Annotated in this window: 22 protein-coding genes; 14 read left to right on the top strand and 8 right to left on the bottom strand. The window is 66.5% G+C overall.

What is annotated here, in order from left to right:
• Positions 1-14: 14 nt before the first annotated feature.
• Entirely contained in the window at positions 15-2,138 is a 2,124-nt protein-coding gene (gene tkt / locus G6N13_RS21665) for a transketolase (RefSeq protein WP_163700352.1), read from the bottom strand.
• Between the two features lie 242 nt (positions 2,139-2,380).
• Between tkt and G6N13_RS21660 the strand changes: the two genes are divergently transcribed.
• The gene (locus G6N13_RS21660) at positions 2,381-3,322 is read left to right on the top strand and encodes a heme o synthase (RefSeq protein WP_163700348.1); all 942 of its coding nucleotides are present in this window, start codon (positions 2,381-2,383) and stop codon (positions 3,320-3,322) included.
• Between the two features lie 38 nt (positions 3,323-3,360).
• On the opposite strand, the gene G6N13_RS21655 is transcribed toward G6N13_RS21660, so the two are convergent.
• Positions 3,361-4,335, bottom strand: a complete 975-nt coding sequence (locus tag G6N13_RS21655) for a quinone oxidoreductase family protein (protein WP_163700345.1) — start codon at positions 4,333-4,335, stop codon at positions 3,361-3,363.
• Positions 4,336-4,353: 18 nt separating this feature from the next.
• Here G6N13_RS21655 and G6N13_RS21650 point away from each other — a divergent pair, with 18 nt between their 5' ends.
• Positions 4,354-5,304, top strand: a complete 951-nt coding sequence (locus G6N13_RS21650) for an ATP-grasp domain-containing protein (protein ID WP_163700342.1) — start codon at positions 4,354-4,356, stop codon at positions 5,302-5,304.
• On the opposite strand, the gene G6N13_RS21645 is transcribed toward G6N13_RS21650, so the two are convergent.
• From G6N13_RS21645 to mptB, 4 genes are all read right to left on the bottom strand, one after another.
• The gene (locus tag G6N13_RS21645) at positions 5,254-6,210 is read right to left on the bottom strand and encodes a COX15/CtaA family protein (protein WP_163700339.1); all 957 of its coding nucleotides are present in this window, start codon (positions 6,208-6,210) and stop codon (positions 5,254-5,256) included. The two genes, G6N13_RS21650 and G6N13_RS21645, sit on opposite strands and share 51 nt — an antisense overlap.
• A gap of 62 nt (positions 6,211-6,272) precedes the next feature.
• Positions 6,273-7,049, bottom strand: coding sequence for an ABC transporter permease (locus tag G6N13_RS21640; protein WP_163700335.1), 777 nt, complete (start codon positions 7,047-7,049; stop codon positions 6,273-6,275).
• 61 nt (positions 7,050-7,110) lie between these two features.
• A complete protein-coding gene (locus tag G6N13_RS21635) occupies positions 7,111-8,019 on the bottom strand; it encodes an ABC transporter ATP-binding protein (RefSeq protein ID WP_163702412.1) in 909 nt (302 codons plus the stop codon).
• Between the two features lie 20 nt (positions 8,020-8,039).
• Entirely contained in the window at positions 8,040-9,788 is a 1,749-nt protein-coding gene (gene mptB / locus G6N13_RS21630; protein ID WP_163700332.1) for a polyprenol phosphomannose-dependent alpha 1,6 mannosyltransferase MptB, read from the bottom strand.
• A gap of 25 nt (positions 9,789-9,813) precedes the next feature.
• On the opposite strand from mptB, the gene G6N13_RS21625 reads away from it, so the two are divergent.
• From G6N13_RS21625 to G6N13_RS26255, 12 genes are all read left to right on the top strand, one after another.
• Positions 9,814-10,572, top strand: a complete 759-nt coding sequence (locus G6N13_RS21625) for a helix-turn-helix transcriptional regulator (protein WP_163700329.1) — start codon at positions 9,814-9,816, stop codon at positions 10,570-10,572.
• Positions 10,573-10,635: 63 nt separating this feature from the next.
• Positions 10,636-12,078, top strand: a complete 1,443-nt coding sequence (gene sufB, locus G6N13_RS21620) for a Fe-S cluster assembly protein SufB (RefSeq protein WP_163700326.1) — start codon at positions 10,636-10,638, stop codon at positions 12,076-12,078.
• Positions 12,078-13,280, top strand: a complete 1,203-nt coding sequence (gene sufD, locus G6N13_RS21615) for a Fe-S cluster assembly protein SufD (RefSeq protein ID WP_163700323.1) — start codon at positions 12,078-12,080, stop codon at positions 13,278-13,280. The genes sufB and sufD overlap by 1 nt, the downstream gene beginning before the upstream one ends.
• Positions 13,277-14,044, top strand: coding sequence for a Fe-S cluster assembly ATPase SufC (gene sufC / locus G6N13_RS21610; protein ID WP_163700321.1), 768 nt, complete (start codon positions 13,277-13,279; stop codon positions 14,042-14,044). Before sufD ends, sufC begins: the two co-directional genes overlap by 4 nt.
• A gap of 1 nt (position 14,045) precedes the next feature.
• Positions 14,046-15,290 carry a cysteine desulfurase gene (locus tag G6N13_RS21605; RefSeq protein WP_163700318.1) on the top strand — a complete coding sequence of 415 codons (1,245 nt, stop codon included), beginning with the start codon at positions 14,046-14,048 and terminating at the stop codon, positions 15,288-15,290.
• A complete protein-coding gene (gene sufU, locus G6N13_RS21600; RefSeq protein WP_163700315.1) occupies positions 15,287-15,751 on the top strand; it encodes a Fe-S cluster assembly sulfur transfer protein SufU in 465 nt (154 codons plus the stop codon). Before G6N13_RS21605 ends, sufU begins: the two co-directional genes overlap by 4 nt.
• On the top strand, positions 15,748-16,107 hold the full coding sequence (locus G6N13_RS21595) for a metal-sulfur cluster assembly factor (protein WP_163700312.1): 360 nt from the start codon (positions 15,748-15,750) through the stop codon (positions 16,105-16,107). Before sufU ends, G6N13_RS21595 begins: the two co-directional genes overlap by 4 nt.
• A 138-nt stretch (positions 16,108-16,245) precedes the next feature.
• Entirely contained in the window at positions 16,246-16,605 is a 360-nt protein-coding gene (gene trxA / locus G6N13_RS21590; protein ID WP_163700310.1) for a thioredoxin, read from the top strand.
• A gap of 26 nt (positions 16,606-16,631) precedes the next feature.
• Positions 16,632-17,456 carry an enoyl-CoA hydratase gene (locus G6N13_RS21585; RefSeq protein WP_163700308.1) on the top strand — a complete coding sequence of 275 codons (825 nt, stop codon included), beginning with the start codon at positions 16,632-16,634 and terminating at the stop codon, positions 17,454-17,456.
• A gap of 18 nt (positions 17,457-17,474) precedes the next feature.
• A complete protein-coding gene (locus G6N13_RS21580; protein WP_163700304.1) occupies positions 17,475-19,109 on the top strand; it encodes an ABC-F family ATP-binding cassette domain-containing protein in 1,635 nt (544 codons plus the stop codon).
• Positions 19,110-19,198: 89 nt separating this feature from the next.
• Entirely contained in the window at positions 19,199-19,387 is a 189-nt protein-coding gene (locus G6N13_RS21575) for a helix-turn-helix domain-containing protein (protein ID WP_163700301.1), read from the top strand.
• 61 nt (positions 19,388-19,448) lie between these two features.
• Entirely contained in the window at positions 19,449-19,652 is a 204-nt protein-coding gene (locus G6N13_RS26255; RefSeq protein ID WP_163702410.1) for an ester cyclase, read from the top strand.
• Here the strand turns inward: G6N13_RS26255 and G6N13_RS21565 are convergent.
• Positions 19,649-20,215, bottom strand: a complete 567-nt coding sequence (locus G6N13_RS21565; RefSeq protein ID WP_163700298.1) for a TetR/AcrR family transcriptional regulator — start codon at positions 20,213-20,215, stop codon at positions 19,649-19,651. The genes G6N13_RS26255 and G6N13_RS21565 overlap by 4 nt on opposite strands.
• Before the next feature lie 6 nt (positions 20,216-20,221).
• Positions 20,222-23,032 carry an aconitate hydratase gene (locus G6N13_RS21560; RefSeq protein WP_220096765.1) on the bottom strand — a complete coding sequence of 937 codons (2,811 nt, stop codon included), beginning with the start codon at positions 23,030-23,032 and terminating at the stop codon, positions 20,222-20,224.
• Between the last annotated feature and the right edge of the window lie 186 nt (positions 23,033-23,218).

Here is a 23,218-nt window from a genome sequence, read left to right as displayed (position 1 = left end):
GTTCTCGTGTGCGATCAGTTGTCGATTGCGCGTTCTGCGGCCGCGGCAACGGCTTCGGGGGTGAATCCGAACTCGCGGAACAGGGTCTTGTCGTCGGCGGATTCGCCGAAGTGCTCGATGGAGACGATCTCACCGGTGTCACCGACGTACTTGTACCAACTTTGGGCGATACCCGCCTCGACTGCGACCCGGGCCGAGACGTCCGGGGGCAGCACGCTGTCGCGGTACTCCTGCGGCTGCGCCTCGAACCATTCGACACAGGGCATCGACACCACATAGGCGTTGATGTCCTTGGCCGTCAACAGCTTTTGCGCCTCGACCGCCAGCTGCAGCTCGGAGCCCGTCGCGATGATGATGACATCGGCATCGTCGGCTGGGCTGCCGCCGCCGAGCACGTAACCGCCCTTGGCCACGCCGTCGGAGCTGGTGCCCTCGAGCACCGGGATGCCCTGGCGGGTCAGGATGAAACCGACTGGGCCGAAGTGGGATGTCGCCGGCCCAGCGGCTCCGGAGCCCTTGCCCCGAGCGATGATGCTTCGCCAGGCGTAGGCGGTCTCATTCGGATCGCCCGGACGCACCACCGACAGCTTGGGGATCGCCCGCAGCGCGGCCAGGTGCTCGATGGGCTGGTGCGTCGGACCGTCCTCGCCAAGGCCGATCGAGTCGTGGGTCCAGATGTAGATGGTGTCGATGTCCATCAACGCGGCCAGCCGGACCGCGCCGCGCATGTAGTCGGCGAACTGCAGGAATGTGCCTCCGAACGCGCGGGTCGGCCCGTGCAGCGCGATGCCGGACAGGATCGAGCCCATGGCGTGCTCCCGGATGCCGAAGTGCAGCACCCTGCCGTACCAGTCCGCGGTGTAGTCCTCCGTCGAAATCGACGGTGGGCCAAAGGATTTCACGCCGTTGATGGTGGTGTTGTTGCTACCGGCCAAGTCCGCGGAGCCGCCCCACAGTTCGGGCAACTTGGGTGCGACATCGTTGAGCACCTTGCCGAATGCGGCACGGGTGGCCAACGGCTTGGAGCCTGGCTCCCAGTATGTGAGGTCGGCGTCCCAGCCGTCAGGCAGCTCGTTGGCCAACAGCCGGTCCAGCAGGGCCTTGCGCTCCGGCTCTCGCTGCGCCCAGGCGTCGAACTCGCCCTGCCACTTCTCGTGAGCCTCCCGGCCCCGGTCGACGAGCTTGCGGGTGTGCTCGATGACCTCGTCGCTCACGTCGAACGACGTATCCGGGTCGAAACCCAGCACCTTCTTGGTGGCCGCGACCTCGTCGGCGCCCAGTGCCGAGCCGTGCACGCCGCCGGTGTTCATCTTGGTGGGCGCGGGATAGCCGATGATCGTGCGCACCGCGATGAACGACGGCTTGTCGGTGACCTTCTTGGCTTCCTCGATGGCCTTCTCGATGCCGACGACGTTCTCGCCGCCCTCCACGACCTGGACGTGCCAGCCGTAGGCCTCGTAGCGGGCCGGGGTGTCTTCGGTGAACGCGATGTTGGTGTTGTGCTCGATCGAGATCTCGTTGTTGTCCCAGAACACGATCAGGTTGCCCAGCTGTTGGGTGCCCGCGATCGAGGACGCCTCGGAGGTGACGCCCTCTTCCATATCGCCGTCGGAGGCGATCACGTAGATGTAGTGGTCGAACGGGCTGGTGCCGGCGGGAGCGTCCGGGTCGAACAAGCCGCGCTCATAGCGCGCCGCCATCGCCATCCCGACGGCCGAGGCCAGGCCCTGGCCCAGCGGGCCGGTGGTGATCTCCACGCCGTCGGTGTGCCGGAACTCCGGGTGGCCCGGCGTCTTCGAACCCCAGGTGCGCAGTGCTTCGATATCGGAGAGCTCGAGACCGAACCCGCCGAGATACAGCTGAAGGTACAGGGTGAGGCTGCTGTGCCCGCAGGACAGGACGAATCGGTCCCGGCCCAGCCAATGGACGTCGCTCGGGTCATGCCGCATCTCACGCTGGAACAGCGTGTAGGCCAGGGGAGCCAGGCTCATCGCGGTACCGGGATGTCCGTTTCCGACCTTCTGCACCGCATCGGCGGCGAGGACCCGCACGGTGTCGACGGCTTTCGAATCGACCTCCGCCCAATCCTCGGGGTGGTGCGGCTGGGTCAGCGCGGCAATCTCTTCGACAGTTGTCACTAAGTCGCTCCTGGCATCGTCAGATGGGCTGGCAACTGGGGTGGTCCTCTTCACCCTAATGCCGGTCGGGCCCTTGCTGCATAGCGCTGCTACCAGCGTTACCCGCCGGTGAAGCGCTACACCCAGAACTGTGTCATCGCGATGTCATCGTCGTGAATCGACCCTTCGGTTCTGATACTCCGACAGCGGCGTCTACCATCCTCTGTAGTAGATCGTCGACAGGTGTGTCAGGAGTCGGTTGCGTGAGAGTTAGCGAAGTGCACCTCGTTGACGGGGCGCCGATCCGATTCCGCGACCGGTTGCTGGGCTATCTGGCTCTGACCAAGCCGCGCGTCATCGAGTTGCTGCTGGTCACCACCATTCCAGCGATGCTGCTGGCCGGTCGCGGCACGGTCGATCTCCCGCTGATCCTCAACACCCTGTTCGGCGGCCTGCTGGCGGCCGCCGGCGCCAACACGCTCAACTGCGTGGCCGATGCCGATATCGACAAGAAGATGAAGCGCACCGAGCGCCGGCCGCTGGCCCGGGCCACGGTGCCGCGCAGCCACGCGCTGGTCTTCGGGCTCGCGCTGTCGGGGGCGTCGTTCTTCTGGCTGTGGTGGACGACGAACATGCTCTCGGCGCACCTGGCCGGGGCCACGATCGCCTTCTACGTGCTGGTCTACACCCTGCTACTCAAGCGCCGCACCTCGCAGAACGTGGTCTGGGGCGGCGCGGCCGGTTGTATGCCGGTGATGATTGGCTGGTCGGCGGTGACCGACACGATCGGCTGGCAGGCGCTGGTGATGTTCGCGATCATCTTCTTCTGGACACCGCCGCACACCTGGGCGCTGGCGATGAAGTACAAGGATGACTACGCCGCTGCCGGTGTGCCGATGCTGCCGGTGGTCGCCACCGAGCTGCAGGTCACCAAGCAGATCCTGATCTACACCTGGCTGACGGTGATCGCCACGCTGGCGCTGATCCCGGCGGCCGGCTGGGTGTATGCCTCGGTGGCCGCGCTGGCTGGCGCTTGGTTCCTGGTGATGGCCCATCGCCTGCACGCGGGCGTGCGCCGCGGCAACCCGGTCAAGCCGCTGAAGCTATTCCTGCAGTCGAACAACTACCTCGCCGTGTTGTTCGTGGCGCTGGCGGTCGATTCGGTGCTGGCGCTGCCGACTATCGCCCAGCTCGTCATCCGCTGACCCCCGGCTGGAGAACCCCGACCGGGGTAGGCCTCCAGTCAGGGCAGCAACACGATTGAGCCCGTCGTCTTGCGGCCCTGCAGATCGCGGTGTGCCTGGGCAGCCTCGGCCAGTGGGTAGTGGCCGCCTACGGTGATCGTGATCGAGCCGTCCGCGATCGCATCCAGCAATTCGCCCGCGCGCCAAGCGAATTCGTCCTGGGTGCGGGTGAAGTGAGCAAGGTTCGGCCGGGTCAGATACACCGATCCGGCGGCGTTGAGTCGCTGCGGGTCGACCGGCGGCACCGGTCCGCTGGACGCGCCGAACAGCGCCAGCGTGCCCCGAATCGCCAGGCTGGCCAGGCTGGCGTCGAAGGTGGTCTTGCCCACGCCGTCGTACGCGGCCGCGACGCCGTGGTCGTTGGTGAGCTCGCGGATCTTGGTGGCGAAATCGGCGGTGTCCTCGGGGTAATCGAGCACCTCGATCGCGCCGGCCTGGCGCGACAATTCGGCTTTCCCCGGGCTGGAGGCCGTGGTGATCACCCGCGCGCCCAGGCTGGTCGCCCACTGGGTCAGGATCAGTCCGACGCCTCCAGCGCCCGCGTGCACGAGCACGAAATCGCGTGCCTGCACCGGATACACCGACTTGATCAGGTAGTGCGCCGTCATCCCCTTGAGCAGTGCGGAGGCGACCGCATCCGAGGCGACGTTATCGGGCACGTAGGCGACGAAATCGGCTGGCGCGACGCAGAAGTCCGCGTAGGCGCCGATGGCGGCGGCAGTCACCACCCGGTCACCGGGCGTGATCGCGGCGACGTCGTCGCCGACCGCGGCCACCGTCCCGCACACCTCGCTACCCAGCACGAACGGCAGCTCCCGCGGGTACTGCCCGGAACGGAAATAGGTGTCGATGTAGTTGACGCCGATCGCATCCGCCTCGATGAGCACCTCTGTCGGGCCTGGTTCGGGTTTCGGCTTCTCGACGTAGTTCAGGACCTCGGGACCGCCCGTCGCGGCGACTTCGATTGCGTGCATGTCACTATCATCCCCGGTGTGGCCCTACCGTCGAAGCTGGCACGTCCCGATGTCTTCCACCCGAGCATCGTGCTGGCCGGATGCCCACAACTCGTCGAGGGTGACGGCGACGACTACGGCCTGATCCAGGCACTGCGTGGCCGCGGGTTGCACGCAACGTGGCTGTCCTGGGACGATCCGCAGACCGAGCGCGCCGACCTCGTGATCCTGCGCGCGGCATGGGATTACGTCGAACGCCGCGACGAGTTCCTGGCCTGGACCACGCGGGTGCGCGCCCTGCTGAACGCCCCTGACGTGGTGGCCTGGAATAGCGATAAGCACTATCTGCGGGACCTTGCCGACGCCGGCGTGCCCACCCTGACGTCGTCCTTCTTCGAGCCTGGCCAGAAGGTCACGCTGCCCAGGGGCGAGATCGTCGTCAAACCCGCGATCGGCGCCGGTTCGATCGACACCGGACGATTTGTCGACCACACCGCCGCCCGCGCCCACGTCGCGGCCCTGCAGGCGTCCGGGCGCACCGCACTGGTCCAGCCCTACGACGCCCGCGTGGAAGCGGGGGAGACCGCGCTGGTGTTCCTGGCCGGCAAGCAGTCTCATGCCTTCACCAAGGGCCCGATGCTTCCGCCCGAAGGCCAGGTGGCCCTGCTCGACGAATCGGGGACCTACGTCGCGGAGACGCTGACATCGGCCGATCCCGACTTCGCGATGTGGGATGTGGGCGTCGCCGCGCTGGAGGCCGCGAGTGGACACCTGGGCATCGAGACCACCGACCTGTTGTATGCCCGGGTGGATCTCATCGGCGGCCCCGATAACCCCGTGCTGTTGGAGCTCGAGGTCATCGAGCCGGGGCTGGGCTGGAGACAGCTCGACACGGCCACCCGCGAGCTGCAGCAGCGCACGTTCGCGGTCGAGGTGGAATCAGCTCTGGAGCGTCGTGGGCTCGGCCCGCTGTCGCATCGACGCCCATAGCGCGGCGGTGGCCGCGGTGGCCGCGGCCGCACCCGCGACGTGCAACGCCACCAATGCGGCGGGTACGCCGGTGAAGAACTGCACCGCGCCGATTAACCCTTGGGCCAGCACGACCGCGACCAACACCGCCAGCCGCCGCATGATCAGTCGCGGGGCGAACACCGCCTGCAGGCCCGCGGCAAGCCCGGCCAGCAACGCCAGATAGCCGATCAGCAGCGTCGAGTGCAGGTGCACCAGCGTGAGGATCTCCACCTCGAGGCGCGGCACAGCGCGCTGCGGGCTCTTGTCCCCGGCGTGCGGACCGGCGCCGGTGACCAGCGTCCCGGTGACCAGCGTCGCGGACAGCGTCAACACCCCGAGCAGGGTCAGATGCCGGAGCGGTTTGGGCACCAGAACGGTGGGCAAGCCATCGTCTGGTTCGCCGATCTTCACGTACAGCAGGGTGGCCAGCCACACCATGGCCATCGAGACCAGCAGGTGGATCGCCACGGTCCACCAGGCCAGGCCAGCCAGCACGGTGATACCGCCGAGCACGGCTTGTAGCACGGTCGAGGCCGGCATCAGCCAGGCGTAGACCAGCACCTCGCGACGGCGGCGGGCGCGGGTGACGGCCAGGACGGCCAGGATCGCGGTGATGACCACCAGGAAGGTGATCATCCGGTTGCCGAATTCGACGGCCTGATGGATGCCGGGCACTTCGGCGTGCGGTACCGGGACGAAACTGCCCGGGAAGCATTGCGGCCAGGTCGGGCAGCCCAGCCCGGATGCGGTCACCCGCACGATCGCGCCGGTGACGGCGATCCCGCCCTGAGTGAGGATGACCGCCGCGGCGATGATGCGCTGGGTGCGCAGGCTCGGCAGTGGAAGCCGGTCCACCAGCCGCAGGAAAAACCGTCTGACGGGCACGGGCCGATCGTAGAGGACGACTAACTACGCGCCGTAGTAGGGGCCTGAGCGTAGGGGACCGCTTAGGTGAAGCGGAACCACCGCAGCGCGCCCAGCGCCGCCACCGCACCCCACACCGCCAGCACCGCGATGCCGAACCAGTCCATCGACAGTGACATCGCCTGCGTGAGCGTCTCGGTGAGGGCGCCGGACGGGGTCAGCCGGGCCACCCAGGCCACCCCGCGCGGGATCGCGCCGGACTCCAGCGTCAGCGCGCCCATCCCGGCGAAGACGAACCACAGCAGGTTGGCCACGGCCAGCACGATCTCGGCGCGCAGCGTACCGCCCAGCAATAGGCCCATGGCGGCGAAGCCCGCGGTGCCGAGCGCGATGACGACCGCGCCCAACAGCAGACCAGCCGGGTGCGGGCGCCAGCCAAGGGCCAGTCCGATACCGCCGAGCAGCAGTGCCTGCAGGAACACCACGGTCACCACGGCCAGCGATTTCCCGGCGATGATGCCCCACACCGGAAGTGCGGTGGCGCCCAAACGTTTCAGCGCCCCATAGCGACGGTCGAAGGCCACCGCGATGGCCTGGCCGGTGAACGCGGTGGAGATCACCGCCAACGCCATGATCGCCGGGACGAACACCGCGACACGCTGCGTACCGAACGAGCCCAGCGGCAGCAGGGTGAGGCCGATCAGCAGGGTGATCGGGATGAACATCGTCAGCAGTAGCTGTTCGCCATTGCGCAACAACAGTTTCAGTTCGAGGCCGTACTGCGCGGCCAGCATTCGCTGCACCGTGCTGGGCCGGGGGTCGGGGGTGAACGTGCCGGGCGGGAAAAGCTCCGTCGTCATGCCGCACCCTCGCAGGCTGGGTTGGGCCATGGCGGTCCGTGATTGGCTCCGCAAGGGTCGCTCATGGCCGCAGCTCCTTGCCGGTCAATTCCAGGAAGACGTCTTCGAGGCTGCGCTGCTCCACTCGTACATCGGTGGCCAGCGCATTGAGTCGGGCACACCACGCCGTCACCGTCGCCAGCACCTGCGGGTCGATCGTGCCTTCGACCAGGTACTCGCCGGGCGAATGTTCTTTCGCCACATAACCTTCCGGTAATGCGGTAATCAGCAGTGACAGGTCTAGCTGGCGCGGCGCGGAGAATCGCAGCTGGCCTTCGGCGCCGCCCCGCATCAACTCCGCGGGCGTACCGGCCGCGACGGCCGACCCGTGGTCGATGATCACGATGCGGTCGGCGAGTTCCTCGGCTTCCTTGAGTTGATGGGTGGTCAGCACCACCGTCACCCCGTCGCGACGCAGCGCCTCGATCAGGTCCCACACCACCAGCCGGGCGTGCGCGTCCATGCCTGCGGTCGGCTCGTCGAGGAAGACCAATTCCGGGCGCCCGACCAGCGCGCAGGCCAGCGCAAGCCGCTGCTGCTGGCCGCCGGAGAGCCGGCGATAGGTGGTGCGGGCGGCGTCCGTGAGCCCCAAGGTGTCCAGCAGCCACGCCGGATCCAGGGGATCGGCGGCGTAGGAGGCGACCAGCTGCAGCATCTCGCCGGCTCGCGCGGCGGGGTAGCCGCCACCGCCCTGCAACATGACGCCGATCCGCGCCCGCACCCGGGCGTTATCGGTCACCGGATCCAGCCCGAGTACCTCGATCGTGCCCTCGTCCGGCCGGACGAATCCTTCGCACATCTCGACGGTGGTCGTTTTGCCGGCCCCGTTGGGACCCAGTAGTGCCAGCACTTCGGCGCGGTCTACCTCGAGGTCGAGGCTCGACACCGCAGTCGTCGTGCCATAACGCTTGGACACCCCGCGCAGTCGCACAGGGATTTCGTGGCCGGACGTCACGGGGACTCAGCGTATGCGCCGGGCGTCGAGCGCGGCACCGGCGGCTCGCCGGGCGGCCGGGGAGGAGTGGCATCGGGCGGCTCGGGCGGTGGGGCCGGATCGGGTTCCTGGCCGCTGAAAGCCTCGTTGGTGCCGGGTACTTTGCGCCAGGGCAAGTGGTTGAACGTCACCGCGATCAGCAGCAGCACGATCACCAGGCTTGCCACGACGGCGAGGAAGATCTGGAACAGGGCGAAGCGGTCGCCGTTGGCGGTGGGCCCGAAGATGCCGACGACGAGCGATATCGCGATGGTCGCGATCCGGAAACCCGGACGGGTGGCCCAGGCGGCCAGCGGAATGATCGCCCACAGCAGGTACCACGGCTGCACAACCGGGAACAGCAGTACGGTCGCGCCCAGCGCCACCCCCAGTCCGCCGACCGGGTGTAGCCGTCCCCGGAACACGGCCAGCAGCAGCCAGGTGACGGTGATCGTAATGAGCAGTACGCCCATGGCGCGGGTCAACGACAGGACGGCAGTGGTGTGATCGCCCAGGCCCAGCAGGATTCCGACCTGGCCGGTGCCCAGCGCCAGCAGCGTCGGCGGCGACATCCAGCTGCGCACCACATTGGCCGTGCCGAGCGTGAAAACCCAGCCGAACCCCAGGCCGCTGGCCCAGCCGATCACCGCCATCACCACCAGCGACAGCCCCGTCATCAGCGTGGTGGCCTGCACGAACGCCCTCAAACTGGCACCCCAGCGATGTCCCAGCGCCATGCCGACGAAGCCGAGCGCCAGCAGTCCGGGCAATTTGACCTGCGAGGACAGCACGATCAGCACCGCGCCCAGGATCAGCATGGCCAGCGGTGTCCACGCCTGCCACTCGTCTCGCCCGCGTGGCCGGTGCAGCGGCCGAGGTACCAGCGACCCCGCGGCGTCCACACCGCGCAGCGCGAACTCCGTGCCGACAAGCATCAGGCCCAGCATCAGCGCCTCATTGTGGATTCCGGCCACCAGGTGCATCAGCAGCAGCGGATTGGCCGCACCCAGCCACAGCGCGGTGACTTCGGCCACCCCGCAGCGCCGCGCCAGCCGCGGCACCGCCCACACGATCATGCCGACCCCGAGCAGCACGACCACGCGATGGATGAGGACGGCGGCGACGATGTCCTCCCCGGTCAGCGCGGAGATCCCGCGACCGACCCACAAGAACAGCGGCCCGTACGGCGCCGGCGTCTCGCGCCACAGCGTGGGCACCGACATTGTGAACACGTGATCCAGGCCAAGGCCGGGGGCGGGGCCGACTGTGTACGGATCAAGGCCGTTGTAGGAAATCTGGCTCTGCGCCAGGTAGGAGTAGACGTCGCGGCTGTACATCGGCGGTGCGATCAGCAACGGCACGACCCACAGCAACAGAGTGTGATCAAGCTGACTACGCGACATCCGGCGGCTGCCGAGCGCGAAACGGCCTAGCATCAGCCAGGCCAGCGCCATCATGACCGCACCGGTGGTGGTCATCGTCAACGAAACGGTCTGGATGCGCGACGGCAGGTTGAGCAGCCGCACCCCGAAAGTGGGGTCCTGCATGACCGGACGGGCACCCGCGCCGAGAGCGCCTATCGCCATCAGCACTGTGCCGGTGGCGCCGAACATCCGGGTGCGGCGCATCGCGCGCAGTTCAGCATCGTTGAGGGGCGAACCCACCGTGCGTTCATCGCCGTGCAAGCGGGCGATCGACGAGCTCAGTGAATGTTGGCGGGCTGCCACCACAGCACTCTAACTGCCGGGGCTTATGACCTCGGGGTCGCTAAGGGTGCCCTTGCTAGACCTGGTCGGCGAATTGCGTAACACTGGTGTTGTGAAAATCCCGCCCGATGTAGATGTGGTGCCCGTGCTGGGCGCTGCGGTGCATGACGGACAGACCCGGCGCACGATCGTGCAGCTGTTGGTCGAGTCGGGATCGATCACCGCCGCCGAGATCGGTCGCCGGCTCGGCTTGTCTGCCGCCGGAGTGCGCCGGCACCTCGATGCGCTGATCGACGCTGGGGACGCCGAGGCCAACACCGCGGCAGCCTGGCAGCAGGCCGGCCGCGGACGCCCCGCCAAGCATTACCGGCTCACATCGGCCGGGCGGGCCAAACTCGAGCACACTTACGACGACCTGGCCTCGGCCGCGATTCGCCAGCTGCGGGAGATCGGCGGCGATCAGGCGGTCGAGGCGTTCGCCCGGCGCCGCATCGACGTGATCCTGGCGGGAGTGAAGCCCGGTCCCGATGATGTTGAATCTACTGCCGAGCGGGTAGCCGATGCGTTTACCAGGGCCGGCTACGCGGCGACGACGACGCGGGTGCGCGGCCCGCTGGCAGGTATCGAGATCTGCCAGCACCACTGCCCGGTGTCCCATGTCGCCGAGGAGTTTCCGGAGCTCTGCGAGGCCGAACAGCAGGCGATGTCGGAGGTCCTCGGGACTCACGTTCAGCGCCTGGCGACAATCGCCAACGGCGACTGCGCCTGTACCACCCACGTGCCGCTCACACCGGCGCACCGCTAGAAGAGCACCACTTCGGCGCTCAGCCCGCACCGAAGCCGTCACGATCGATTGAGGAGCGTCGCCATGACACTCACACCGGAAGCCAAGCCGGTTGAGCCGCTGACCCAGGAAGAGGCCATCGCCTCGCTGGGCAAGTACGGCTACGGCTGGTCGGACTCCGATGTCGCCGGTGCTAGCGCCCAGCGCGGGCTGTCGGAGGCGGTGGTGCGCGACATCTCGGCCAAGAAGAGCGAACCGCAGTGGATGCTCGACATGAGACTCAAAGCGCTCCGCACATTCGAGAAGAAGCCAATGCCGAACTGGGGGTCGAATCTCGACGGCATCTTCTTCGACAACATCAAGTACTTCGTGCGCTCCAGCGAGAAGCAGGCCGCGACGTGGGATGACCTGCCCGCCGATATCAAGAACACCTATGACCGGCTCGGCATCCCGGAGGCGGAGAAGCAGCGCCTGGTTTCGGGTGTGGCCGCGCAGTACGAGTCCGAGGTGGTGTACCACTCCATCCGCGAGGACCTGGAAGCTCAGGGCGTTATCTTCCTGGACACCGACTCGGGTCTGCGGGAACACCCCGAGCTGTTCAAGGAGTACTTCGGCACGGTGATCCCGGCCGGCGACAACAAGTTCTCCGCGCTCAACACCGCGGTGTGGTCGGGCGGTTCGTTCATCTACGTGCCCAAGGGTGTCCACGTCGACATCCCGCTGCAGGCCTACTTCCGGATCAACACCGAGAACATGGGTCAGTTCGAGCGGACGCTGATCATCGTCGACGAGGACGCCTATGTGCACTACGTCGAGGGTTGCACCGCGCCCATCTACAAGAGCGACTCGTTGCACTCCGCGGTGGTGGAGATCATCGTCAAGCCCGGGGGCCGTTGCCGCTACACGACCATCCAGAACTGGTCGAACAACGTGTACAACCTGGTGACCAAGCGCGCCAGGGCCGAGGCCGGCGCCACCATGGAGTGGGTCGACGGCAACATCGGCTCGAAGGTGACGATGAAGTACCCGGCGGTATGGATGACCGGTGAGCACGCCAAGGGTGAGGTGCTCTCGGTGGCGTTCGCCGGCGAAGGGCAGCACCAGGACACCGGTGCGAAGATGCTGCACCTGGCACCGAACACGTCGAGCAACATCGTGTCGAAGTCGGTGGCCCGCGGCGGCGGTCGCGCGTCCTATCGCGGCCTGGTCCAGATCAACAAAGGAGCACATGGGTCGCGCTCCTCTGTGAAATGCGATGCGCTGCTGGTCGATTCGATCAGCCGCAGCGACACCTACCCCTACGTCGACATCCGAGAGGACGACGTCACGATGGGGCACGAGGCGACCGTGTCCAAGGTCAGCGCCGATCAGCTCTTCTACCTGATGAGCCGCGGCATGACCGAGGACGAGGCGATGGCGATGGTGGTGCGCGGCTTCGTCGAGCCGATCGCCAAGGAACTACCCATGGAATATGCGCTGGAGCTCAATCGCTTGATCGAGCTGCAGATGGAAGGTGCTGTCGGATAGTGGTTCAGAATTTGACTGAGGCTGCCGAAGGGATCATCAAAAACAAGGGCGAGCAATTCAGCTCGTTCGATGTCGATGCCTTCGAGGTGCCCGGCGGTCGCGACGAGCTGTGGCGGTTCACCCCGCTGAAGCGGTTGCGTGGCCTGCACGACGGCTCGGCGCCGGCTACCGGTGCCGCCACGATCAATGTCACCGAGCAACCCGGGGTGACGGTGGAGACAGCCGGCCGCGGCGACGAACGACTCGGCCAGGGCGGGGTGCCCGCTGATCGGGTTGCCGCCCAGGCATTCTCGTCGTTCACACAAGCCACGATCGTGACCGTGGGTCGCGACACCGAGGTAGCCGAACCGATCGAGATCGTCGTCACCGGTCCTGGTGAGGGTGCGGTCGCCTATGGGCACCTGCAGATCCGGGTCGAGGAATTGTCGCGGGCCATTGTCGTCGTCGACCTTCGTGGCAGCGGAACCTACGCGGACAACGTGGAGATCATCGTCGGTGATTCGGCCGGTGTCGGCGTCATCTGGATCGCCGACTGGGCCGACGACATGGTGCACGTGAGTTCGCATCACGCCAAGCTCGGTAAGGACGCCGTCCTCGGTCACGTTGCGGTGACGCTCGGCGGCGACGTCGTCCGCACCTCGGCGATAGTACGGTTCGCCGCCCCCGGTGGTGACGCGCAGTTGCTCGGCACCTACTTCGCCGACGACGGCCAGCACTTCGAGTCGCGGCTGCTGGTCGATCACGCGCAGCCCAACTGCAAGTCCGATGTGCTGTACAAGGGTGCGCTGCAAGGTGATCCGGATTCCAAGAAGCCCGACGCGCACACCGTGTGGATCGGTGACGTGCTGATCCGGGCCGAGGCCACCGGCACCGACACCTTCGAGGTGAACCGCAACCTGGTGCTGACCGACGGCGCGCGCGCCGACTCCGTGCCGAACCTGGAGATCGAGACCGGTGAGATCGTCGGCGCCGGACACGCCAGTGCCACCGGGCGTTTCGACGACGAGCAGCTGTTTTACCTGCAGGCCCGCGGTATCCCGGAGGAGCAGGCCCGCCGGCTGGTGGTGCGCGCGTTCTTCGGCGAGATCATCAACAAGATCGCCGTCCCCGCCGTCCGCGAGCGCCTCACCGAAGCCATCGAACGAGAACTAGCCATTACTGCTGAGTTCACTTCACAAGACGGGAAAGCCACACGGCCATGAGCACTTTGGAAATCAAGGACCTTCACGTCAGCGTCGCCAATGAGGACGGCACCGAGAAGGAGATCCTCAAGGGCGTCGACCTGACCGTGAAGTCGGGGGAGACCCACGCGGTCATGGGCCCCAACGGATCGGGCAAGTCCACGCTGTCGTATTCGATCGCCGGCCATCCCAAGTATCACGTCACCTCGGGGTCGATCACCCTCGACGGTGAGGACGTGCTGGCGATGAGCGTCGACGAACGCGCCCGCGCCGGCCTGTTCCTGGCCATGCAGTACCCGGTCGAGGTGCCCGGAGTGTCGATGTCGAACTTCCTGCGCACCGCGGCGACCGCGGTACGCGGTGAGGCGCCCAAGCTCCGGCACTGGGTCAAAGAGGTCAAGGCCGCGATGACCGATCTGGAGATCGACCCACAGTTCGCCGAACGCAGTGTCAACGAAGGCTTTTCGGGCGGCGAGAAGAAGCGCCACGAGATCCTTCAGCTGGGCCTGTTGAAGCCGAAGATCGCGATCCTCGATGAGACCGACTCCGGCCTGGACGTCGACGCGCTGCGCGTGGTGTCCGAGGGCGTCAACCGCTTCGCCGAAGCCGAGCATGCCGGCGTGCTGCTGATCACGCACTACACCCGCATCCTGCGCTACATCCAGCCCCAGTTCGTGCACGTGTTCTTCGACGGGCGCATCGTCACCTCCGGCGGTCCCGAACTCGCCGATGAGCTCGAAGAGAACGGCTACGAGCGCTTCACCCAGGCCGCGGCCGGAGCCTGACATGACCGCCTCGGTGGACTTGGATGTCACGGCCGTTCGCGCCGACTTCCCGATCCTGAATCGGGTGATGCGAGGCGGACATCAGTTGGCGTATCTGGATTCCGGGGCGACGTCGCAGAAGCCGCTGCAGGTTCTCGACGCCGAGCGTGACTTTCTGACCACCTCCAACGGCGCGGTGCACCGCGGTGCGCACCAGCTGATGGAGGAGTCGACCGACGCCTACGAACAGGGGCGGGCCGATATCGCGGCGTTCGTCGGGGCGGACGCCGACGAGCTGGTGTTCACCAAGAACGCCACCGAATCGCTGAACCTGGTCTCGTATGTGCTGGGGGACAAGCGGTTCCAGAGTGCTGTCGGGCCCGGCGACGTCATCGTCACCACTGAGCTGGAGCACCACGCCAACCTGGTCCCCTGGCAGGAACTGGCCCAGCGCACCGGGGCGACCCTGCGCTGGTACGGCGTCACCGATGACGGGCGGATCGACCTCGACTCGCTGCAGCTCGACGAGCGGGTGAAAGTCGTCGCATTCAGCCATCATTCGAACGTCACCGGCGCGGTGGCGCCGGTCGGGGAGCTGGTGTCGCGGGCCAAGGCTGTTGGCGCAGTGACCGTTCTCGATGCCTGCCAGTCGGTACCGCATCAGCCGGTGGACTTCCACGGCCTGGATGTCGACTACGCCGCGTTCTCCGGCCACAAGATGCTGGGCCCCACCGGGATCGGTGTGCTCTACGGCCGCCGCCAACTGCTTAGTGCGATGCCCCCGTTCATCACCGGGGGCTCGATGATCGAGACTGTCACGATGGAGGCCGCCACCTATGCGCCCGCACCGCAGCGGTTTGAGGCCGGCACCCCGATGACGTCGCAGGTAGTCGGATTAGCTTCTGCGGCAAGGTATCTCAGCGCGCTGGGGATGGATGTGGTGGAAGCCCACGAGAACGAGCTGGTGGCCGCGGCCCTGGAAGGTTTGGCCAGGATTCCGCACGTGCGCGTCATCGGGCCGAAGTCGCTTGAGCACCGGGGCTCGCCGGTCAGCTTCGTGGTGGACGGTGTGCACGCTCACGATGTCGGGCAGGTGCTCGACGATGAGGGCGTCGCCGTGCGGGTCGGGCATCACTGCGCTTGGCCGCTGCACCGCCGGTTCGGCATCGCCGCCACCGCGCGGGCATCGTTCGCGGTGTACAACACCGCCGACGAGGTGGATCGCCTGGTCGGCGGAGTGAAGCGCGCGGTGGAGTTCTTCTCGTGAAAATCGAGCAGATGTATCAGGAAGTGATCCTGGACCACTACAAGCACCCGCACCACCGCGGGCTGCGTGAGCCGTTCGGCGCTGAAGTGCACCACGTCAACCCGACATGCGGGGACGAGGTGACGTTGCGGGTGGCGTTGTCCGAGGACGGCGAGCAGGTCACCGATATCTCCTACGACGCCCAGGGTTGCTCGATCAGCCAAGCGGCCACCTCGGTGCTCACCGATCAGGTGATCGGCCTGACGGTCGGCGATGCCCTGAAGACGGTGGCGGCGTTCAGTGACATGGTGTCGTCGCGGGGCGCCGTCGAGGGCGACGAGGACGTGCTGGGCGACGGCGTGGCGTTCGCCGGAGTGGCGAAGTACCCGGCGCGGGTGAAGTGCGCGCTGCTGGGGTGGCTGGCTTTCAAAGATGCGGTGGCGCAGGCCTTCCATCGAAAGGACTTGGAGGAGAAGCGATGAGCGATAGCGAAACTGCCTCAGCGGAACCGTCGGAGGAATTCCTCGCCGATATCGAGGAAGCCATGCGCGACGTGGTGGACCCTGAACTCGGCATCAATGTCGTCGACCTCGGGCTGGTCTACGGCCTGAACGTCGAAGGTGCCGAGGGCTCGAAGGTCGCCCTCGTCGACATGACGCTGACGTCGGCCGCCTGCCCGCTGACCGATGTGATCGAGGACCAGACGCGCACCGCGCTCGTCGGCGCTGGGCTGGTCAACGAGATCAAGATCAACTGGGTGTGGAACCCGCCGTGGGGCCCCGACAAGATCACCGAGGACGGCCGCGAACAACTGCGGGCGCTGGGCTTCACGGTCTAGCCTCGCACCATGCTCACCATCCCCGCCTTCGTCTGTCGGGGCGGTGCGGCCAGCGCGCTCGGCTTGTGTATTGACGCTGCCCCGGTTGTAGTGACGCAGACAGGGAACAGACAGCGAAAACTGGACGTTGGGACTGACGTGGCTACCCAAGACCTCACCGCGCAGAACTTCAACGACACCATCACCGGAAACGACATCGTGCTGGTCGACTTCTGGGCGTCGTGGTGCGGACCGTGCCGGGCCTTCGCCCCGACCTTCGCGGCGTCCTCGGAGAAGCACCCTGATGTGGTCTACGCCAAGGTCGACACCGAGGCCGAACAGGAGCTGGCGGCCGCCGCCGAGATCCGCTCGATCCCCACGCTGATGGCGTTCAAGAAGGGCAAGCTGATCTTCAACCAGGCCGGTGCGCTCCCGCCCCCGGCGCTCGAGGACCTCATCGCGCAGGTCAAGGAGTTCGATGTCGACGCGGCCGGCGCGTCTCAGTCTCACGACACATAAGGCCGAGCACGGGTTACCGTGCAACCGTGATTCGTGACTCTGGTTTCGTCCTCGTCGACACCCCGCTGCCCAACGTTGCGCTGGTGACTCTGAACCGGCCCGAGCGGATGAACTCCATGGCGTTCGACGTCATGCTGCCGCTCTTGGAAGTTCTCACCGAGCTCCGTCACGACAACACCGTGCGCGCGGTTGTGCTGACCGGTGCCGGGCGTGGCTTCTCCTCGGGCGCCGACCACAAGTCCGCCGGTTCGATACCGCACGTCGCGGGGCTGACCCGGCCGTCGTTTGGGCTGCGGTCGATGGCTGTGCTCGACGATGTGATCCTCGCCATGCGGAAATTGCACCAGCCAATCATCGCGGCGGTCAACGGCGCCGCTATCGGTGGCGGGCTCTGCCTGGCGTTGGCCGCCGACATCCGGGTGGCGGCCAGCGGCGCCTACTTCCGCGCCGCCGGGATCAACAACGGACTGACCGCCAGTGAGCTGGGCTTGAGCTACCTATTGCCGAGGGCGATCGGATCGTCGCGGGCGTTCGAGATCATGCTGACCGGCCGGGACGTCGACGCCCAGGAGGCCGAGCGGATCGGCTTGGTATCCCGGCAGGTGCCCGAAGACGAGTTGTTGCCGGCCTGCTTCGAGATCGCCACCCGGATCGCGGCGTTCTCCCGCCCCGGCACCGAGTTGACCAAGCGGACGCTATGGAGTGGACTAGACGCCGGTAGCCTGGAGGGACATATGCAGGCTGAAGGCCTCGGGCAACTCTATGTGCGCCTGCTCACCGCCAACTTCGAAGAGGCGGTTGCTGCGCGCGCCGAGAACCGCGCCCCTGTGTTCACCGACGAGAAGACGTAACACAAAGGAGAAGTGCGCGTGATTACCGCAACGGACCTCGAGGTCCGCGCCGGCGCGCGCACGCTCCTGCTCGCCGAGGGCCCCGCGCTGCGGATACAACCCGGTGACCGCATCGGTCTGGTCGGGCGCAACGGCGCCGGTAAGACGACGACCATGCGAATCCTGGCGGGGGAGGGCGAGCCCTACGCGGGCACCGTCGTCCGCACCGGCGAACTCGGCTACCTGCCGCAGGATCCCCGCGAAGGCGATCTCGACGTGCTGGCCCGGGACCGGGTGCTCTCCGCGCGCGGCCTGGACAGCCTGCTATCCGACCTGGAGAAGCAGCAGGCGTTGATGGCCGAGGTGGTCGACGACGCCGCGCGCGATAAAGCGGTGCGTCGCTACGGCCAGCTCGAGGAGCGCTTCGCGGCCCTCGGCGGATACGCCGCGGAGAGCGAAGCGGGCCGTATCTGCGCGAGCCTCGGCCTCCCCGAACGCGTCCTCACCCAGCCGCTGCGGACACTGTCGGGCGGCCAGCGCAGGCGTGTGGAGCTGTCCAGGATTCTGTTCGCGGCGGGCGGAGGCTCCGGCACCGGGTCCTCCAACACCACTCTCTTACTCGACGAGCCGACCAACCACCTCGACGCCGACTCGATCGGCTGGCTGCGCGACTTCCTCAAATCCCACACCGGCGGTTTGGTGATCATCAGCCACAACGTCGAACTGCTCGAAGAGGTGGTCAATCGGGTGTGGTTCCTCGACGCCGTGCGCGGCGAGGCCGATGTCTACAACATGGGCTGGCAGAAGTACCTCGACGCCCGTTCCACCGACGAGCAGCGCCGCCGCCGGGAACGCGCCAACGCCGAGAAGAAGGCCAGTGCGCTGCGCACCCAGGCCGCCAAGATGGGCGCCAAAGCCACTAAAGCCGTTGCCGCACAGAACATGTTGCGCCGTGCGGAGCGGATGATCGCCGAGCTCGATGACGAGCGTGTCGCCGATAAGGTGGCTAAGATTCGGTTCCCGACCCCGGCCGTCTGCGGTCGTACCCCGTTGGTGGCCAAGGGCCTGACCAAGACCTACGGCTCGCTGGAGATCTTCACCGGCGTCGATCTGGCCATCGACAAGGGATCCCGGGTGGTCGTGCTGGGCCTCAACGGCGCCGGCAAGACCACGCTGCTGCGGATCCTGGCCGGGGCGGAAAAAGCTGACGCCGGCGCCATCGAACCGGGGCACGGGCTCAAGCTCGGATACTTTGCGCAGGAACACGACACGATCGACGGCAACGCCTCGGTGTGGGAGAACATCCGCCATGCCGCGCCCGACACCGGCGAACAAGATCTGCGCAGCCTGCTCGGTGCGTTCATGTTCACCGGTCCGCAGCTCGATCAGCCGGCGGGCACCCTGTCCGGTGGTGAGAAGACCCGGCTTGCGCTCGCGGGTTTGGTGGCCTCGACGGCCAATGTGCTGCTGCTCGACGAGCCGACCAACAACCTCGATCCCGCTTCGCGCGAACAGGTTCTCGATGCACTGCGCAGCTATCAGGGCGCGGTGGTGCTGGTGACCCACGACCCCGGCGCCGCCGAAGCGCTCGACCCCCAACGGGTCGTCCTGCTTCCGGACGGCACCGAGGATTACTGGTCCGATGAGTATCGGGATCTCATCGAACTGGCCTGACAACTGACCATTTCGGTGATTCCGGCCAAACCGTGCGGTTGCGCTCCTACCCTGAGGGCTATCGGCGCGATCGACCGGGGAGGGTCATGATGAGCAAGCCAACCGAAGCTCATGATCAACTGCTGAACAATCTGCGCAACGCCTACGAGGGTGGCGCGAGTATCCGCACCCTGGTGGCGACGACGGGCCGCTCCTACGGGTCCATCCACGCGCTGTTGCGCGAGTCGGGGACCACGATGCGTAGCCGCGGTGGCCCCAACCACGTGACCAGACGCTAACTTTCGGACCCTTGCGGCTATGGCCGATAATCGATGACATGGCAAGCGATTTCGAGCAGCTCTGGTCCCTTTATCTCGACTAACTCATGGTGCAGTTCGCCCCACTGGTCGCGGCGCCTTCGAAGGAATCGAAGCGACGGGGCGCAACATCACCATCTCGGCATTCACCATCTACCGGGTCGAGGGGGACACCTTCACTCACGTGTGGGACCTCGCCGACTTCGCATCCCTGACGGAGCAGATTAGCTCGGGGAAGCTCGGCTAGCGGTCGGCCCGCACCGAAACCTCCACCAGGTCCAGCACCGCCGAGAGCCGCCGGGGATCTTCGCCCGCAGCCAGCCGTGCCACCAGACCGTCGAGCACCAGGTCGAGATAACACTGCACCACATCACTGGCGACGTCGTCGCGCAGTCGGCCGGCCTGCTTCTGCCTGCGCAGCCGATCGCTGGTCGCCGCCGACAGTTCAGCTGAGCGTTCCGCCCAGCCCTGCTGGAACACCGGGTCGTTGCGCAGCTTGCGCGCGATCTCCAAACGTGTTGCCAGCCAATCGAATTGATCAGGCGCGGCCAGCATGTCCCGCATCACCTGGACCAGGCCCTGGCTCGAGGTGACCTCGGCCATCCGCTCGGCGTCCTCGCGCGCGAGCGCGAAGAACAGGGTGTCCTTATCGCGAAAGTGGTGGAAGATCGCGCCGCGGGACAGACCGATGGTCTGCTCCAGGCGGCGCACGGTTGCCTTGTCGTAGCCGTACTCGGCAAAACAGCGCCGTGCGCCGTCGAGGATCTGGCGACGGCGGGCCGCCAGATGGTCCTCGCTGACCCGGGGCACGTCCGGCTAGCCGGCCCGCAGCATGTTGCGCAGCACGTACTGCAGGATGCCGCCGTTGCGGTAGTAGTCGGCCTCGCCGGGGGTGTCGATGCGCACCACCGCGTCGAATTGAACCTTCGACCCATCCTCTTTGGTGGCGGTGACGCTGACGGTCTTCGGCGTCTTGCCGTTGTTCAGCTCCTCGATCCCGGCGATGTCGAAGACCTCGGTGCCGTCCAACTTGAGCGACGCCGCCGATTCGCCGGCCGGGAACTGCAGCGGGATCACGCCCATACCGATCAGGTTGGAGCGGTGGATACGCTCGAAGGACTCGGTGATGACCGCGCGCACACCCAATAGGCTGGTGCCCTTGGCCGCCCAGTCTCGGGACGAGCCGGAGCCGTATTCCTTGCCGCCCAACACAACCAGCGGAATACCCGCGGCCTGGTAATTCTGCGAGGCATCATAGATGAAGGCCTGCGGGCCACCATCCTGGGTGAAGTCCCGCGTGTAGCCACCGGAGACGTCGTCGAGCAGTTGGTTCTTCAGCCGGATGTTCGCGAACGTGCCGCGGATCATCACTTCGTGGTTGCCGCGGCGCGACCCCAGCGAGTTAAAGTCCTTGGGCTCGACGCCGTTGGCCTGCAGGTACTGGGCGGCGGGCGTGCCCTTCTTGATGGCGCCGGCCGGGCTGATGTGGTCGGTGGTCACCGAATCGCCAAGCAGCGCAAGCACTCTGGCTCCGGCGATATCCTTCACCGGCTGCGGATCTGCCGGCATGCCGTCGAAGTAGGGAGCCTTGCGGACGTACGTCGAGGCGTCATCCCACTCGAAGATGTTGCCCTCGGGGGTGGGCAGCGAGCGCCAGCGGTCGTCACCCTTGAAGACATCGGCGTAACTGGCGGTGAACATGTCCCGGTTGATCGAGGACGCGATGGTCTCTTCGATCTCCGCAGTCGTCGGCCAGATGTCCTTCAAGAACACGTCATTGCCCTCGGTGTCTTGCCCGAGCGGATCATTCTCGAAATCGAAGTCCATGGTTCCCGCGATGCCATAGGCGATCACCAGAGGCGGCGAGGCCAGGTAGTTCATCTTGACATCGGGGGAGATGCGGCCTTCGAAGTTGCGGTTGCCGGACAGCACTGCCGTCACCGACAGGTCATTGTCGTTGATGGCGGCCGAGATCTCGTCAGGCAGTGGGCCGGTGTTGCCGATGCAGGTCGTGCAGCCGTAGCCGCCCAGGTAGTAGCCGAGCTTCTCCAGGTACGGCCACAGGCCGGCCTTGTTGTAGTAGTCGGTGACGACCTGCGAACCGGGAGCCATATTGGTCTTCACCCACGGCTTGGACGTCAGGCCCTTCTCGACGGCCTTCTTGGCCAGCAGCGCGGCACCTAGCATCACCGACGGGTTGGAGGTGTTGGTGCACGATGTGATTCCGGCCACCACGACGGCGCCGTGGTCGAGGACGAACTCACCGCGCTCATCGGATTTCACCGTGATCGGCTTGGATGGCCGGCCCTGGGCGCCGTTGGCCGCCGACGGACGCGCATCGACCGCCCCGTCGTCGGCGAAGGACAGCGACACCGGGTCGCTGGCCGGGAACGACTCCTCGACGGCCTCGTCGAGCTTGGTCTCCGGGGCCGGATGGTTGTCTTCGACGTAGTTGTGGATGTCCTTGCGGAACGCGTTCTTGGCGTCCGTCAGCTCGATCCGGTCCTGCGGCCGCTTGGGTCCGGCGATCGACGGCACCACGGTGGACAGGTCGAGTTCCAGGTACTCGGAGAACTTCGGTTCGTGATCGGCGTCGTGCCACATGCCCTGGGCCTTGGCGTAGGCCTCGACAAGAGCCAGCTGCTCGTCGGTCCGCCCGGTCAGCCGCAGGTATTTGATCGTCTCGTCATCGATCGGGAAGATTGCTGCGGTGGAACCGAATTCGGGGCTCATATTGCCCAGCGTGGCGCGGTTGGCCAGCGGCACCTCAGCAACACCGTTGCCGTAGAACTCGACGAACTTGCCGACCACACCGTGCTTACGCAGCATGTCGGTGACGGTGAGCACGACATCGGTGGCGGTCACGCCCGGCTTGATCTCGCCGGTCAGCTTGAAGCCGACGACGCGGGGGATGAGCATCGAGACGGGCTGGCCCAGCATCGCGGCCTCGGCCTCGATGCCGCCGACGCCCCAGCCGAGTACGCCGAGGCCGTTTTGCATGGTGGTGTGGCTGTCGGTGCCCACGCAGGTGTCGGGGTAGGCGACACCGTCTCGCTCGAAGACCACGCGGGCCAGATACTCGATGTTGACCTGGTGCACGATGCCGGTGCCCGGCGGGACGACCTTGAAGTCGTCGAAGGCACCCTGGCCCCAGCGCAGGAACTGGTAGCGCTCGCCATTTCTTTCATATTCCAGCGCGACGTTGCGCTCGAAGGCATCGGCGGTGCCGAACACGTCGAGGATCACCGAGTGGTCGATCACCATCTCGGCGGGCGAGAGCGGGTTCACCTTCTCCGGGTCACCGCCCAGGGCGGATACGGCCTCGCGCATGGTGGCCAGGTCGACGATGCAAGGGACACCGGTGAAGTCCTGCATCAGGACGCGGGCCGGGGTGAACTGGATCTCGATGCTCGGCTCTGCTGAGGGATCCCAGTTCGCGATCGCTTCAATATGCTCTTTGGTGATGTTGGCGCCGTCTTCGGTGCGCAACAGGTTCTCGGCCAGCACCTTGAGGCTGTAGGGCAGTTTCTCGGTGCCGGGCACCGCATCGAGGCGGTAGATCTGGTAGCTGTTGTCGCCGACCTTCAGATTGTCGCGCGCTCCAAACGAATTCAGTGAATCGCTCACATCAACTCCCGGCGTTGTCTTCAATGCCGACGGGCTGTGCCGGCATGCGTCCCCAATACTAACAGTACGGTTGTCCTGCTAAGCGGGCGGCTGGGTGTCCGCGCACGGGCAACGGTCCTGGGTCTCAGTCTTGTCTTCCTCGGCGCGTGGTGCCACCCCGGAGTTCGGGCGCGAGGTACCGTTTCC

Source organism: Mycolicibacterium sarraceniae, assembly GCF_010731875.1.
Classification (GTDB): Bacteria; Actinomycetota; Actinomycetes; order Mycobacteriales; family Mycobacteriaceae; genus Mycobacterium; species Mycobacterium sarraceniae.
The sequence above is the reverse complement of the archived record's forward strand: the minus strand, read 5'-3'. Positions and strand labels throughout refer to the sequence as shown.

Bases quoted from the DNA above. Each gene is read 5' to 3' on its own strand.
- G6N13_RS21655 (WP_163700345.1), bottom strand. From the start codon at position 4,335: ATGCACGCAATCGAAGTCGCCGCGACGGGCGGTCCCGAGGTCCTGAAC.
- G6N13_RS21640 (WP_163700335.1), bottom strand. From the start codon at position 7,049: ATGACGACGGAGCTTTTCCCGCCCGGCACGTTCACCCCCGACCCCCGG.
- G6N13_RS21625 (WP_163700329.1), top strand. From the start codon at position 9,814: ATGACCTCGGGGTCGCTAAGGGTGCCCTTGCTAGACCTGGTCGGCGAA.
- sufB (WP_163700326.1), top strand. From the start codon at position 10,636: ATGACACTCACACCGGAAGCCAAGCCGGTTGAGCCGCTGACCCAGGAA.
- sufC (WP_163700321.1), top strand. From the start codon at position 13,277: ATGAGCACTTTGGAAATCAAGGACCTTCACGTCAGCGTCGCCAATGAG.
- G6N13_RS21605 (WP_163700318.1), top strand. From the start codon at position 14,046: ATGACCGCCTCGGTGGACTTGGATGTCACGGCCGTTCGCGCCGACTTC.
- G6N13_RS21595 (WP_163700312.1), top strand. From the start codon at position 15,748: ATGAGCGATAGCGAAACTGCCTCAGCGGAACCGTCGGAGGAATTCCTC.
- G6N13_RS21575 (WP_163700301.1), top strand. From the start codon at position 19,199: ATGAGCAAGCCAACCGAAGCTCATGATCAACTGCTGAACAATCTGCGC.